7 protein-coding genes and 6 tRNA genes are annotated in these 13,577 nt (G+C 71.5%); 6 read left to right on the top strand and 7 right to left on the bottom strand.

The features are described 5' to 3' along the window. Positions 1-111: 111 nt before the first annotated feature. Positions 112-1,467, top strand: coding sequence for an alpha/beta hydrolase family protein (locus ACXET9_RS03860; protein ID WP_457885024.1), 1,356 nt, complete (start codon positions 112-114; stop codon positions 1,465-1,467). A gap of 81 nt (positions 1,468-1,548) precedes the next feature. On the opposite strand, the gene ACXET9_RS03865 is transcribed toward ACXET9_RS03860, so the two are convergent. After that, positions 1,549-2,301 (bottom strand): dihydrofolate reductase family protein, encoded by a 753-nt coding sequence (locus ACXET9_RS03865; RefSeq protein ID WP_457885026.1) that lies wholly within the window; start codon positions 2,299-2,301, stop codon positions 1,549-1,551. An 86-nt stretch (positions 2,302-2,387) separates the two neighbouring features. Between ACXET9_RS03865 and zapE the strand changes: the two genes are divergently transcribed. Then, the gene (gene zapE, locus ACXET9_RS03870) at positions 2,388-3,425 is read left to right on the top strand and encodes a cell division protein ZapE (RefSeq protein WP_457885028.1); all 1,038 of its coding nucleotides are present in this window, start codon (positions 2,388-2,390) and stop codon (positions 3,423-3,425) included. A 16-nt stretch (positions 3,426-3,441) separates the two neighbouring features. Here zapE and treZ read toward each other — a convergent pair whose 3' ends face one another. The 5 genes from treZ to ACXET9_RS03895 all read right to left on the bottom strand — a co-directional run bounded on the left by treZ (position 3,442) and on the right by ACXET9_RS03895 (position 10,448). Further along, the gene (treZ, locus tag ACXET9_RS03875) at positions 3,442-5,295 is read right to left on the bottom strand and encodes a malto-oligosyltrehalose trehalohydrolase (protein WP_457885030.1); all 1,854 of its coding nucleotides are present in this window, start codon (positions 5,293-5,295) and stop codon (positions 3,442-3,444) included. Then, entirely contained in the window at positions 5,292-7,886 is a 2,595-nt protein-coding gene (treY, locus tag ACXET9_RS03880) for a malto-oligosyltrehalose synthase (RefSeq protein ID WP_457885854.1), read from the bottom strand. Before treY ends, treZ begins: the two co-directional genes overlap by 4 nt. A 132-nt stretch (positions 7,887-8,018) precedes the next feature. Next, a complete protein-coding gene (glgX, locus tag ACXET9_RS03885; protein WP_457885031.1) occupies positions 8,019-10,178 on the bottom strand; it encodes a glycogen debranching protein GlgX in 2,160 nt (719 codons plus the stop codon). Between the two features lie 92 nt (positions 10,179-10,270). Further along, a tRNA-Val gene (locus ACXET9_RS03890) sits at positions 10,271-10,345 on the bottom strand. Positions 10,346-10,372: 27 nt separating this feature from the next. Beyond that, positions 10,373-10,448 (bottom strand) — tRNA-Gly (locus ACXET9_RS03895). Positions 10,449-10,982: 534 nt separating this feature from the next. Between ACXET9_RS03895 and ACXET9_RS03900 the strand changes: the two genes are divergently transcribed. The 4 genes from ACXET9_RS03900 (at position 10,983) to ACXET9_RS03915 (ending at position 11,387) form a co-directional block, all read left to right on the top strand. Then, a tRNA-Val gene (locus ACXET9_RS03900) sits at positions 10,983-11,054 on the top strand. Between the two features lie 24 nt (positions 11,055-11,078). Next, positions 11,079-11,151, top strand: a tRNA-Gly gene (locus ACXET9_RS03905). A gap of 64 nt (positions 11,152-11,215) precedes the next feature. Further along, positions 11,216-11,289, top strand: a tRNA-Cys gene (locus tag ACXET9_RS03910). A 23-nt stretch (positions 11,290-11,312) separates the two neighbouring features. Further along, positions 11,313-11,387, top strand: a tRNA-Val gene (locus ACXET9_RS03915). 232 nt (positions 11,388-11,619) lie between these two features. Here the strand turns inward: ACXET9_RS03915 and ACXET9_RS03920 are convergent. Then, positions 11,620-13,485 carry a BCCT family transporter gene (locus ACXET9_RS03920; RefSeq protein ID WP_457885033.1) on the bottom strand — a complete coding sequence of 622 codons (1,866 nt, stop codon included), beginning with the start codon at positions 13,483-13,485 and terminating at the stop codon, positions 11,620-11,622. Positions 13,486-13,577: the final 92 nt, after the last annotated feature.

Below are 13,577 nucleotides of genomic sequence, written 5' to 3' on the forward strand. Positions count from 1 at the left end.
CCGCGGCCGCCCCGTCGTGCCGTCGTGCCGTCGGGCCGACGGCGGGTCCTGCGTCGGCACGGGGAGGGGCCGCTCAGCCATCGATCCTACGCCGCGTCTAGACTGCCCGGCATGACCCGTGCCTTGCGTCGATCCTCCCCGCATCCGACGACCAGGACCGGCCTCCACCGGCTGCGCCCCCGGTCGGAAGGGGGGCGATGGGCGGAGGCGGCGTTCGTCGGCGCCGTCGGCGCCGGGGCGGCGTTCACGCTCAGCGCAGGACTGCTCACCGTCGGCGCCCGCGTCATGGCTCGGCTTCCGCTGGTGCCGCAGCTCGGGGCCCGCATGAAGCCGCACCTGCCCGTGCGCGCCGTGCATCCGGACCGCGTCCACCTGGAGGCGACCGCCGAGTCCGAGCGCGCCGGCTACCTGGCGCTGCGGCAGTCCGGCGGGGCCGTGCACGTCCGGCTCGGTCCGGTCGACGGCCGTCCGACGCCGACGACGATCTCGCGCCCGCTGCTGGCGACCGACACCGCCGAACCGCTGCAGCCCGACCGCTCCTCCATCGACGGCTTCTTCTGGCCGGGCACCCCGTGGACCGCCCATGGCCTGCCCACCGAGGAGGTCGAGGTCGAGTCGCCCGTCGGCCACATGCCCGCCTGGATCGTGCGGCCCGATGAGGCCGCGGGCTCGCAGCCGGGCCTCGCGGACACCTGGGCGATCCTCGTCCACGGCCATGGCAGCACCCGCGGCGAGGCGCTGCGCGTGATCCCGCTGCTGCATCGCCTGGGGCTGACGAGCATGGCGATCACCTACCGCAACGACTCGGGCGCGCCGGCCTCAGCCGATCGGATGCACCATCTCGGCTCCGAGGAGTGGGAGGACGCGGAGGCGGCGATCGACCATGCGATCGCGGCGGGCGCTCGCCGGATCCTCCTGGTCGGCTGGTCCATGGGCGGCGGGATCGTCCTGCGCGTCTCGGTGCGCTCGAAGCATCGCGATCGGATCGCCGCGCTCGTGCTCGACTCCCCGGCGATCGACTGGCAGGACATCCTCATCTACCACGCGACCTCGCTGAAGGCGCCCGCGCCGATGCGACGCATGGCCCTGTGGATGATGACCTCCCCGGCGGGCGCCCGGATGGTGCGGCTGCACGAGCCGCTGGCCCTGGACGAGATGCGCCCCGAGTACTACGAGAAGCACCTCATCCACCGCACGCTCCTCTTCCACGCGCTCGACGATTCGACCGTCCCGCCCGCACCCAGCCGGCTCCTCGCCTCCCTGCGCCCGGACCTGATCCGCTTCGAGCCCTTCGAGGGCGCCTCCCACACGCGCGAATGGAACATCGATCCCGTCCGCTGGGAGCGCACCCTCGCCGAGTTCCTCGTGGAAGCGCTCGGGATCGACCTCGACCCCGCGACCCTGCCGCTGCCGATCCGCGATCCCGCGGCGGCGCCCGAGCCGCAGGCGATCGGTCAGCGCATCTGATCCGCTGATCCGCTGATCCGCGATCTGCGCCCGGGCGCGGGGCGCCGCCCCATGCGGACCAAGCGCCCCATGCGCCCCGGTTCAGCGCTCCCGGCGGTAGCGGGCCATCGTCGCGTGCGTCCCGACGACGAGGGAGGCGAGCTCCCAGCGCAGGTCATGCGCAGGGCCGTCGATCACGCGGGAGGCCGAATCCCCGGGGGCGCCTCCGACGGTGCGATGGGTGGTCGAGAAGCACAGCTCGTCGAGGACCCCGTCGGAGGCGAGCCCGCCGAGCATCCGCGGTCCGCCCTCGGCCTGGATCGCCCGCAGCCCGCGCCGCTCGAGCGCGGCGATCGCCGCGGCCGGCCCGTCGGCCCCGAGCACCTGCGCGGACGCGAGGCCCGTGCGTCGGGCCACCGCCTCGACCCGATCCGAGGGGCACAGCAGGAGCGTCGGCCACGCGGGATCGAGCGCGGGGAGATCGCCCGAACGGGTCATGATCGCGAGCACCGGACGATCGGCGCCGCCTGGCCGACGCGATGGGGAGAGCAGATCCTCGCGCCCGTTCGGCCGCGCATAGTCCTCGGCACGGAACGTGCTCGCACCGATCAGGACGACATCGCACAGGGAGCGCAGCACCGAGAAGACCAGGGAGTCGTCGGGATTGCGCAGCGGGCCGCTCGTGCCGTCGGGGCCGACGATCGCGCCGTCGACGGTCGTGTTCATCATCGCGCGCACCGTCGTCCGGTCGGGGGCGAACGCATACAGGTCGGCGATCGTCTCGGCCCCGGCGGCGTCGTCGGCCAGGGGGAGCGGAGCGGGCAACGGCGCTCCGTCGCGCAGGAGCAGATGCATGGGGACCTCTTCCGGACCGGGACGGGCAGGGGGGGCGGCGGCGCCGTGGACCGATCATCCCCCATGCCGCGCCTAGACTGGCCGTCGTGACTGAAGCGCTTGCCGACCGCCGCCCCGAACCGACTCTGGAGCGGCTGCTCGCGGACCTCGTGCCGCCGCCGCGCTTCGCCCGGGCACGACTGGACAACTACGTCCCCGACCCCCAGCATCCCTCCCAGCAGGAGGCGAAGGAGCGCATCGCCCGCTTCGCCGAGGGCCTGGACCGGCCGACGGGCGGATGGCTCTCCCGGCTGCGCCGGAAGACGGCGACAGCCCAGGGCATCTACCTCGACGGCGGGTTCGGCGTGGGCAAGACCCATCTGCTCACCTCGCTGTTCCACGCGGTCGAGGGGAAGCGCGTCTACGGCACCTTCGTGGAGTGCACGGATCTGGTCGGAGCACTCGGCTTCCAGCGTGCGGTGGACCTGCTGGGGGAGTCCGTCCTCGTGTGCATCGACGAGTTCGAGCTCGACGACCCCGGCGACACCCTGCTGATGACCCGGCTGATCCGTGAGCTCTCGGACCGCGGCGTCGCCGTGGCCGCGACCTCGAACACGCTGCCGGAGGCGCTGGGCGAGGGGCGCTTCGCGGCCCAGGACTTCCTGCGGGAGATCCAGAGCATGTCCGAGCGCTTCGACGTCCTGCGCATCGACGGCGAGGACTACCGGCGCCGCGACGGCGTCACCGAGATCGCCGCGCTGGACGTCGGCACCGTCGGACGACATGCCGAGGAGCAGCCGGGGGCGACGCTGGACGGATTCGAGGAGCTGCTCGCGCACCTGTCCGCCGTCCATCCCTCCCGCTACGGCGCGCTCATCGACGATGTCGCCGCCGCGCACATCACGGGCCTGCGGACCATCGCCCATCACCATGACGCGCTGCGCTTCGTCGTCCTCGTCGACCGCCTCTACGACCGCGAGGTCCCGGTGCTGCTCTCGGCCGCCGACGGCCGAGCCGTCGTCGAGGAGCTGTTCACCGAGGAGCTCCTGCGCAGCGGCTACCGCAAGAAGTACTACCGCGCGCTCTCCCGCCTCGCATCCCTCGCGCACGACGGGGCGGCGATGCTGTCCGTCGACGCGGCCTGAGCCGCGGCCGACGCCGTCAGCGGCGCAGGACCAGGACGCCGGGCCCGCCGTCCGGCTCTGCGTTCTCCGGCATCGCGCCGTCGGGCTCTGCGAGGTCCGGCACGGCGCCGTCCGGCACGGCGGGATCGAGGGCTCGGCGGCTCGAGGCCAGGACCTCGGCGCCCCGGGCGTGCGCGCGGAGCACAGCGCCGTCCCCGCGATGGGCGATCACCTCGATGCCGCCCCGACGCATGCGCACGGTGTCGGCGTCCAGGACCTCGACGTCGGTCTCCCGCAGATCGCCCGAGGCGAGCTCGGGCAGCTCCCGGCGCAGGCGCAGCAGCTCCCGGTACCACCCGAGCATCCGCCCGTGCTCGCCCTCCGCACGCTCCGACCATCGCAGCATCGACATCTCGAAGGTGGAGCGCGACTGCGGATCCGGGACCTCGTCCTCCCAGCCCATGCGGGCGAACTCCGCGACCCGACCGGCGCTGACCAGCGGGCCGAGCTCGTCATCGTGGTCCGTGAAGTACGCGAACGGGGTGCTCGCCGCCCATTCCTCGCCCTGGAAGAGCATCGGGGTGCCCGGCCCCAGCAGCACCAGGGTGGCGCCGACGGCGTGCAGAGCGGGGGAGAGGCGATGGTGGATGCGATCCCCGCGTGCCCGATTGCCGATCTGGTCGTGATCCTGCAGGAAGGTCACGAACGAGAGGCCGTCGTAGTCCGCCGATCCCGGGTCCACCGGAGCGCCCCACACGCGACCGCGGAAGCTCGAGAAGGTTCCTGCATGCAGGAACATCCGCGACAGGACCGTGGCCAGCGCCTCCGTGCTCCCGAAGTCCGCGTAGTAGCCCTGGCGCTCGCCGGTGAGCCAGGCATGGATCCCGTGGTGGACGTCGTCGGCCCATTGCAGATCCATGCCGAGCCCGCCCGCGGCGACCGGCGTGACGGTGCGCGGATCGTTGCGATCGGACTCGGCGATCAGGGTGAGCGCGCGCCCCGTCTCCAGCTCCCAGGCGGAGACGGCGAGCGCGAGCTCGGCCAGCAGATGGGGCACGGAGTCGTCATGCAGCTCATGGACGGCGTCCAGCCGGAGACCGTCGAAGCCCAGGTCGACGAGCCACTGCCGGGCGGCACCGAGGAGGAACGCCCGCACCTGCTCGCTGCCGTCCTGGTCCAGGTTCATGGCCTCGCCCCAGGGCGTCGCATGACGGTCGGTGGCGTAGGGCCCCAGCATCCCGAGATAGTTGCCGGACGGCCCCAGATGGTTCAGCACGAGGTCCAGCACCACGCCGAGCCCGCGCTCGTGCGCGGCGGCGAGGAACCGGGTGAGCGCGGCGATCCCGCCGTACGCCTCGTGCACCGCGTACAGGTCGACCCCGTCGTAGCCCCAGCCGCGTTCGCCGGGGAAGGATGCCAGGGGCATCAGCTCGACGGCGTCGACGCCGAGCTCGACGAGCTCGTCGAGCCGGTCGATCGCGCTGTCGAGGGTGCCGGCGGCGCCGTCGGGCCCCGGGGCGAAGGTGCCGACGTGCAGCTCGTACAGCACGGCGCCGCGCAGGGACCGGCCCCTGCCGGGTCGTGCGCCGCCGGACGCTCGGGAGAGCAGGCCCTCGAGGTCCACGACCTCGCTGGCGGCGTGCACGCCGTCGGGCTGCGAGAGGGACCGCGGATCGGGGATCCACGGGCCTTCTCCGTCGAGCCGGAACGCATAGCGCGTCCCCGGCACCGCAGGGACCTCCGGCAGCGTGAACCATCCGTCGTCCGCGCCGTGCATCGGATGGACGGCGCCGTCGAGGCGGATCTCGACGCGGGACGCCGACGGGGCCCAGATCTCGAAGCGGTCCGTGCGGCGCGACCCGGTCGCGGGCGTGCGCGGGGGGAGGCTCATCGCGCGTCGCTCCCGTCGTGCGGGGCCCGTTCGGCCCGCTCCTCCCGCTCGCCCCGTTCGTCCTGCTCGCCCCGCTCCTCCCGCTCGCCCCGTTCGGTGCGCACGAGCAGGGCCGTCGGCCAGTTCTCGAGGAGCTCGGCGAGGAGGACCTGGCCGCCGTCGAGCTCGTGCCCGCTGAGCAGGTCGCGCCAGCGCCCGGCGGGGAGGGCGAGGAAGGCGCCCGCCCAGCCGCCGCGCTGGGCGAGGGACCGCGGCAGACGGGTGACCACGGAGACCGCGTCGATCTCGCCGTCGCCGCCGCACCGTCCGAAGGCGACGGCGTGGCCGGTGGTGGTCGGCAGCGGCCGGTAGCCGGCCCCGCGCCCGGTGAACAGCTCGGGCCGGTCCCGGCGCAGCACGAGGGCGCGATGGGTCAGCCACAGCTTCTCGTCGGCGACGCCGTCGGGTCCGGCGCCGTCGATCATGCGCGCGAGGCGCGCGGCATGGGCGGCGTGGTCGACGGGGCGGCGGTTGTCGGGATCGACGAGGGAGAGGTCGATGCTCTCGTTGCCCTGGTAGACGTCGGGCACTCCCGGCATCGTCAGCTGCACGAGCTTCTGGCCGAGGATGGCGGCGCGCTGCATCGGCAGCGTCCGACGGGTCCATTCGTGCAGGATCTCGGCGACGCGCGCGGAGGCGAGGGCGGCACGGCCCAGGTCCAGCACCTGCCGCTCGTACTCGACGTCGGGCTCCGTCCACGAGGTCGCCTGCTTCGCCTCCCGCATCGCCTTGGTGAGGTAGCCCTCGAGACGCTCGACGGAGATCCGCTCCGCCTCCGCACCGGGAAGCTCCCAGCATCCTGCGAGGACCTGCCAGAGCAGCAGGCGGATCGCCCCGTCGACCTGGTCGCCCCGGTCCTCGGCCGTCGCCGTCTCGAGCTCGTGGACGACCTCCGCCCACTCCTCGGGGGCCTCGCTGAGGACGGCCAGGCGCGCGCGGACGTCCTCGCTGCGCTTGGTGTCGTGCGTGGAGAGGGTGGTCATGCCATCGGGCCAGGTGCGCACCATCCGGGCCGCGTGGTCGTGGAGGTCGTCGGGCTCGACGCCGATGCGATCGGGATCGGCACCGACCTCGGTGACGGGGAGGAACCGCGGGAAGCGGTAGAAGGCCGTGTCCTCGAGCGCCTTGGCGTGGACCGGCCCGCAGGTCTGCGCGAAGCGCACGACGACCTCGGCGCGCTCGGCGGAGGCGGTGCGGCCGGCGCTGCCCGCCTCGTCGCCGCAGACGAGGGCGACGACGACGTCGAGCGCCGCCAGCTGGTCCTCGCCCTCGCCGAGCCGGCGCCGGGCGCGGCGCGCCGCCTGCTCGATCACGGCCCGCTCCGCCCCCGGGGCCGGCTCTCCCGGGACGACATAGGCGCGATAGCGGTCCATCGAGGTCAGCAGTGCCACGAGAGCCCGCTGGATGAGGCGGCGGGTGGTGTCGCGTAGCCGGATGTCCTCCTGGCAGATGCGGTGGACGAGACCGGTGAGCCGCTCGACCTCCGCCCACAGGCTCGTGGAGACGATGAGGTCGGCGGACTCCTCGGCGACGTCCTCGAAGGGCCGCTGGTCGCCGGTCATCCGCTGCCACAGATGCGTCAGCCCGAGCGCGCCGCGCGGGTCGTGGAACAGCCCGCCGACCCTCCAGAGGGCGTCGTAGCCGGTGGTCCCCGCACAGGGCATGTCTCCGGGCAGCGTCTCCTCGTCCTCGAGGATCTTCTCGATCACGGTCCAGGCCCCGCCGCTGGCCCGGTCGAGATCGCGGAGATAGCCGCGCGGATCGGCGAGACCGTCGGGATGATCGATGCGGAAGCCGTCGATCACGCCCTCCGCCTGCAGGCGCAGCAGGGTCGCATGGGTCGCCTCGAACACCCCGGGCAGCTCGACGCGCACCGCGGCGAGGGTGTCGACGTCGAAGAAGCGCCGGTAGTTCAGCTCGTCGTCGGCGACCTTCCAGTACGCGAGCCGGTACCACTGGCGCTCGAGGAGGTCCACCAGGCCCAGGTGCTCGGTGCCGGCCGCGATCGGCAGCGCATGCTCGAAGTAGCGCACCACCCGCTCCTCGCGGACGGTGCCGTCGGCCTGCGGGACCTCGGCCACGCCGACCGAGATCTCCTCATCCGCGAGGACCGCGCCGATGGGCCGGCCGAGGACGGGCACGAGCACCTGCTGGGAGGCCGGGTCGAGGTCGAACCACTGCGCGAAGGGGGAGTCGGGGCCGTCGCGCAGGACGGACCACAGCGCATGGTTGTGCCAGATCGGGGTCGGGATCGCCATGTGGTTGGGGACGACGTCGACGACGAGCCCCATCCCGTGATGGTGCGCCGCGGCCGCGAGGCGGCGCAGCCCCTCCTCCCCGCCGATGTCGGTGCTGATCCGCGAATGGTCCACGACGTCGTAGCCGTGGAGGGAGCCGGGGGCGGCCTGCAGCACGGGGGAGCAGAACAGATGGCCGACGCCGAGGCGTGCGAGATAGGGGACCAGCGCGGCGGCGTCGTCGGCCGTGTGCCCGGCATGCAGCTGCAGCCGATAGGTCGAGGACGGGACCGGACGCACCGGCGGGAGGGACATCGTGCTGGTGATCGGCGGGGTGGTCGGGGTGCTCGTCGGGGTGCTCACAGCGGCTCCTCCTGCATCGGCTCCTGCATCGGCGGCCGCGACCGGTCGGCCGCGGCGGTGCGCCGGCCGGCGCACCGGACGTTCTCAGGCCCGCACGGGGCCCGCCTCGGGCGCGGTGTCGATCGCCCCGGCGGCCTCCGCGGGGCGCATGAGCACCATCATCGAGAAGGAGGGACGGGTGAGCGTCTCCGAGGCCCGCAGCTCGCTGCCCACCTCGATGGTGTCCCCGGTGCCGACGACGACGCTCCAGACCTCCCCGTGCTCGGCGTCCGGGAGCGTGAAGTCCACGTCGTTGCCGGAGCTGTTGAAGAGCAGCAGCGCGGAGTCGTCGACGATCGGAGCGCCGCGCCCGTCGGGCTCGGGGATGGCGGAGCCGTTGAGGAAGACCGTCAGGCACTTGTTCTGCGCGCTCTCCCAGTCCTCGGCGGTCATCGGGGCGCCGTCGGTGCCGATCCACTCGACGTCCGGGAGCGGCGAGGCGGCGCCGTCGCGGACCACGCCCTGGAGGAAGCGGCGGCGACGGAAGATCGGATGGTCCTTGCGCAGGGCGATCATCTGCTGGGTGAACCAGAGCATGTCCATCTGGTCCGGCTCCAGCTCCCAGTGCATCCAGGAGATCTCGCCGTCCTGGCAGTAGGTGTTGTTGTTGCCGCCCTGGGTGCGGCCCATCTCGTCGCCGTGCAGGATCATCGGGACGCCCTGGCTCACCAGCAGGGTGGCCATGAGGTTCTTGGCGCGGCGCAACCGCAGATCGAGCACGTCCCTGTCCGTGGTCGGCCCCTCCGCCCCGGAGTTCCAGGAGCGGTTGTGGGACTCGCCGTCGTTCCCGCCCTCCCCGTTGGCCTCGTTGTGCCGGTCGTTGTAGGAGACGAGGTCGCGCAGGGTGAAGCCGTCGTGGGCGGTGACGAAGTTGATCGAGGCGATGGGGGTGCGCCCGGTGTGCTGGTAGAGGTCCGAGCTGCCGGCCAGGCGCGAGGAGAAGTCCCCGATCCTGCCCGGCTCGGAGCGATGGAAGTCGCGCACCGTGTCCCGGTAGCTGCCGTTCCACTCCGACCACAGAGGGGGGAACCCGCCCACCTGATAGCCGCCCTCGCCCAGGTCCCACGGCTCGGCGATCAGCTTGACCTGCGAGATCACCGGGTCCTGCTGGATGATGTCGAAGAAGGCGGAGAGCCGATCGACCTCGTGCAGCTCGCGGGCGAGCGTCGAGGCCAGGTCGAAGCGGAAGCCGTCCACGTGCATCTCGGTCACCCAGTACCGCAGCGAGTCCATGATCAGCTGCAGCACGTGCGGGGTCCGCATCAGCAGCGAGTTCCCGGTGCCGGTGGTGTCGTAGTAGTGCGCGCGGTCCTCGTCCACCAGGCGGTAGTACGAGGCGTTGTCGATGCCGCGGAAGGACAGCGTGGGGCCCATGTGGCTGCCCTCGGCGGTGTGGTTGTAGACGACGTCGAGGATGACCTCGATGCCGGCGGCGTGGAGGTTCTTGACCATGGTCTTGAACTCCTGCACCTGCTGGCCCCGGTCTCCGGCGTAGGCGTACTCGTTGTGCGGGGCGAAGAAGCCGATCGTGTTGTAGCCCCAGTAGTTGCGCAGCCCCTTCTCCACCAGATGGCCGTCCTGGACGAACTGGTGCACGGGCATGAGCTCGACCGCAGTCACGCCGAGCTCGGTGAGGTGCTCGATGATCGCCGGATGCCCCATGGCGACATAGGTGCCGCGGATCGACTCGTCGATGTCGGGATGCAGCATCGTCAGGCCCTTGACGTGGGCCTCGTAGATGACGGTGTCGTGGTACTCGTGGCCGGGGGAGTGGTCGTTGCCCCAGTCGAAGAACGGGGAGACCACCACCGAGTGCATGGTGTGGGCCGCGGAGTCCTCGGTGTTGCGCGCCGACACGTCCCCGAACTCGTAGCTGTACAGCGACGGATGGTTGCTCGCCATCCCCGAGATCGCCTTCGCATAGGGATCCAGCAGCAGCTTCGAGGGGTCGCAGCGGTGGCCCGCCCCGGGATCGTAGGGGCCGTGCACGCGGAAGCCGTAGCGCTGACCGGGCTGGATGGACGGGAGGTAGACGTGCCAGACGTAGGCGTCGACCTCGGTGATCTCGATCCGACGCTCGGAGCCGTCGTCGTCGAGGAGGCACAGCTCCACGCGCTCGGCGACCTCCGAGAAGATCGCGAAGTTGGTCCCGGTGCCGTCGAAGGTGGCGCCGAGGGGATATGACTTACCAGGCCAGATCTGCATGGGCTCAGGGTAGCGGGGAGAACGCCCGGTGCCGAGGAGCGTCTGCCCGGAACGCGAAGGAGCCCCGGCCGATGACCGGGGCTCCTTCGTGATGGTGGGCGATACTGGGTTCGAACCAGTGACCTCTTCCGTGTCAGGGAAGCGCGCTACCGCTGCGCCAATCGCCCGATGCGCCGTGAGGCGCGGGGAGTGATTGGAGCGGATGACGGGACTCGAACCCGCGACCCTCACCTTGGCAAGGTGATGCTCTACCAACTGAGCCACATCCGCGTATCGGCTTGGCCGACGAGAAGTAACTCTAGGTGTCTTCCGGGGTCTGCGCAAATCGACAGGGCTCCTGGTGGTGCAGGTCACGAGCGCATCCGATGGGTGTGCTTGCGGTGCGGCCCGCGGCGCCGCTCCCGCGCTCCGGCGCGCGGGCGCTCGGACGCATGGGGCGGCGGATGGGAATCGTGCGGGAAGGGCGGCCGATTCCGTGCGGGGCGCGGCGGGCCCCGGCGGGCGATGCCGGGCGGGCTCGACGGCGCGGTGCGGGGCGGCGACCCGCGGGCCGGCCGACCCGCGGGTCGTCGTCCCTCGTGGAGGCGGGGCGGGATGAGCGGAAGGGTGCCGAGGGAGTTGTCGGGGCGATGGGGCGCAACGCACCCGCGCGTCGCGATATAGGACATGACCTGCTGGGAGGCCAGTCGGCGCGCCGACCTCGGCGGGACGACGTAGGTCACACGCCGGATGGCGACAAGCACTGCCGAGCTCATGTAAGCTTCTACAGGTCCGGCCGAGAGGTCGGGCGGAAGAACTGAATACGGGCGATTGGCGTAGTGGTAGCGCGCTTCCTTCACACGGAAGAGGTCACTGGTTCGAACCCAGTATCGCCCACGGTCGGAGCATTGCTCCTTCCATGCGGATGTGGCTCAGTTGGTAGAGCATCACCTTGCCAAGGTGAGGGTCGCGGGTTCGAGTCCCGTCATCCGCTCCCGGGAGACGGCGCACCCGACATACGTCGGGTGCGCCGTCTCGTATGATGCGGAAGCATCTCCGGTGGGTTGGCCGAGAGGCGAGGCAACGGCCTGCAAAGCCGTGTACACGGGTTCGAATCCCGTACCCACCTCCACCGCGTCCTTCGGGCCGCGGCCCGGGCGATTGGCGCAGCGGTAGCGCGCTTCCCTGACACGGAAGAGGTCACTGGTTCGAACCCAGTATCGCCCACCATCACACCCCGCCCCGGCGGGGGACCGGTCATCGGGCCGGAGAGGAAGAGCGGCCCACGGGCCGCTCTTCGTGCATTCCGGGTGCGATCCCGATGCGCCCCCGTGCCGTCGGCGCGGCCGGCGCAGCCGGAACGGCGGCGGACCCGCGGAGACAGGCCGAGGGCCCGCAGTCCGAAGACTGCGGGCCCTCGCTCGCCTCCGCCCCTTCGCTCGCGCGCAGGGGCGGAGCATCATCAGCGGTCGACCTCCGGGGTCTCCGCACCCGGTGCATCGGCCTGCGCGGCCGCTGCGGCCTTCGTCGATGCATCGTCCACCGGGGTGCTGTCCGCCGGGGCGTCGTCCGCCGGAGCGGTCTCCACGACCGCCTCGACGGTGCGCAGCTCGAAGGGCTCGCCGTCATGGCGCTCGACCGCGGTGTCCACCGAGTCCTCGAGGACATGCCGGGCCAGCTTGCTGCGGATCATCAGCGGATCCTTCGACAGGTCCTTCCAGATCGCCACGCAGAGCAGCAGCATCACGATCACGAACGGCAGCGAGGACACGATCGTGATGTTCTTCAGGCCGTTCAGCGCCTCGGAGGGCTCGTCGCCGCCGGCCAGCAGCATGATCGCCGCGACCGCGCCCGTCGCGACGCCCCAGAACACGACGGACTTCTTCGTCGGCTCCTCGGCGCCGCGCTCGGACAGGCCGCCCATGACGATCGAGGCCGAGTCCGCACCGGTCACGAAGAAGATCGCGATGAGGATGACCGCCAGGACCATCAGGACCAGCGTGATGATGCCCGGGACGGGCAGGCTCTCGAGCATCGAGAACAGGACCAGGTCGAAGTTGATGTCCGGGGAGCCGTCGACGATCGTCGAGAGCATCGAGCCGGGATCGTTGGCGGCCTCGGCGCGCTCCTGCACGCCGATCGCCCCGCCGCCGAAGATCGAGAACCACAGCAGCGACACGATGGACGGCACGAGCAGCACGCCGACGACGAACTGGCGGATCGTGCGGCCGCGGGAGATGCGGCCGATGAAGAGGCCCACGAAGGGCGACCAGCTGACCCACCAGGCCCAGTAGAAGATGGTCCAGGTGCCCATCCAGTCCGAGAGCGTCTGATCGCCGGAGGCCGCGGTGCGCGAGGCCATCTGCGGCAGATCGGCGATGAAGCCGCCCACGGCGTTCGGGATCACGTTGAGGATGAAGAGCGTGGGGCCGCCGATGAAGACGATCAGCGCCAGCAGCACCGCGAGGACCATGTTGGTGTTGGACAGCCACTGGATGCCGCGCTCGATGCCGGAGACGGCCGAGGCCACGAAGCAGGCGGTCAGGATCGCGATGATCAGGACCAGCACGGGGGAGCCGACATCGGAGAGGATCCCCGTGGACTCGATGCCGCCGCCGATCTGCAGGGCGCCGAGGCCGAGCGAGCAGGCGGAGCCGAACAGCGTGGCGATGATGGCCAGGATGTTGATGACCCGGCCGCCGACGCCCTCGGAGACGCGCTCGCCGAAGATCGAGGAGAACATCGCCGAGAAGAGCTGCGCACGGCCGAGGCGGTAGGTGCCGTAGGCCATGCCGAGGCCGACGATCGCATACATGGCCCACGGGTACAGGGTCCAGTGGAAGAGGGTCGTGCCCATCGCGGTGGTCATCGCCTCGGGCGTCTGCCCCTCCACGGTCCCCGGCGGGGGAGACATGTAGAAGAACAGCGGCTCGCCGACGCCGTAGAAGATGAGGCCGATGCCCATGCCGGTCGCGAACATCATCGAGACCCAGGAGGCGGTGCCGAACTGCGGCTCCTCGCCGTCCCGGCCCAGCGGGATCCGTCCGAAGCGGCTGAACGCGACGACGAGGACGAACAGCGTGAACACCGTCGCGGCGATCACGTAGAGCCATCCGAAGTGGGTGATGACGCCGTCGAGTGCGGAGGAGGCGACGTCGCCGAGGTTGTCGGGGGAGACGATCCCCCAGACGACGAAGAGGATCGCGACGGCGGCGGCGACGCCGAAGACGATCCGGTCGGTGCCCTGTCGAGGTGGTCGGCGCCGTCGGGGTTCGGCGGCCTTGAGATCGTCGAGGAGTTCCTTGGTGGCCTTCGTGCTGTGACTCATGGGGAGCGATCCCGCTCGCGCTGCCGAGGGAGTCGGCGCGCTGCGGACTCCTTCCTGGGTGGGGGATGTCAGGCTCCAGAACCATATCCGCT

This window comes from Brachybacterium netajii (SeqCode) (genome assembly GCF_054114245.1).

Excerpts from the sequence above, each read along its gene's own strand:
- treY (WP_457885854.1), bottom strand. The coding sequence starts at position 7,886 with ATGTCCCTCCCGCCGGTGCGTCCGGTCCCGTCCTCGACCTATCGGCTG.
- treZ (WP_457885030.1), bottom strand. The coding sequence starts at position 5,295 with ATGAGCCTCCCCCCGCGCACGCCCGCGACCGGGTCGCGCCGCACGGAC.
- glgX (WP_457885031.1), bottom strand. The coding sequence starts at position 10,178 with ATGCAGATCTGGCCTGGTAAGTCATATCCCCTCGGCGCCACCTTCGAC.
- ACXET9_RS03865 (WP_457885026.1), bottom strand. The coding sequence starts at position 2,301 with ATGCATCTGCTCCTGCGCGACGGAGCGCCGTTGCCCGCTCCGCTCCCC.
- ACXET9_RS03860 (WP_457885024.1), top strand. The coding sequence starts at position 112 with ATGACCCGTGCCTTGCGTCGATCCTCCCCGCATCCGACGACCAGGACC.
- ACXET9_RS03920 (WP_457885033.1), bottom strand. The coding sequence starts at position 13,485 with ATGAGTCACAGCACGAAGGCCACCAAGGAACTCCTCGACGATCTCAAG.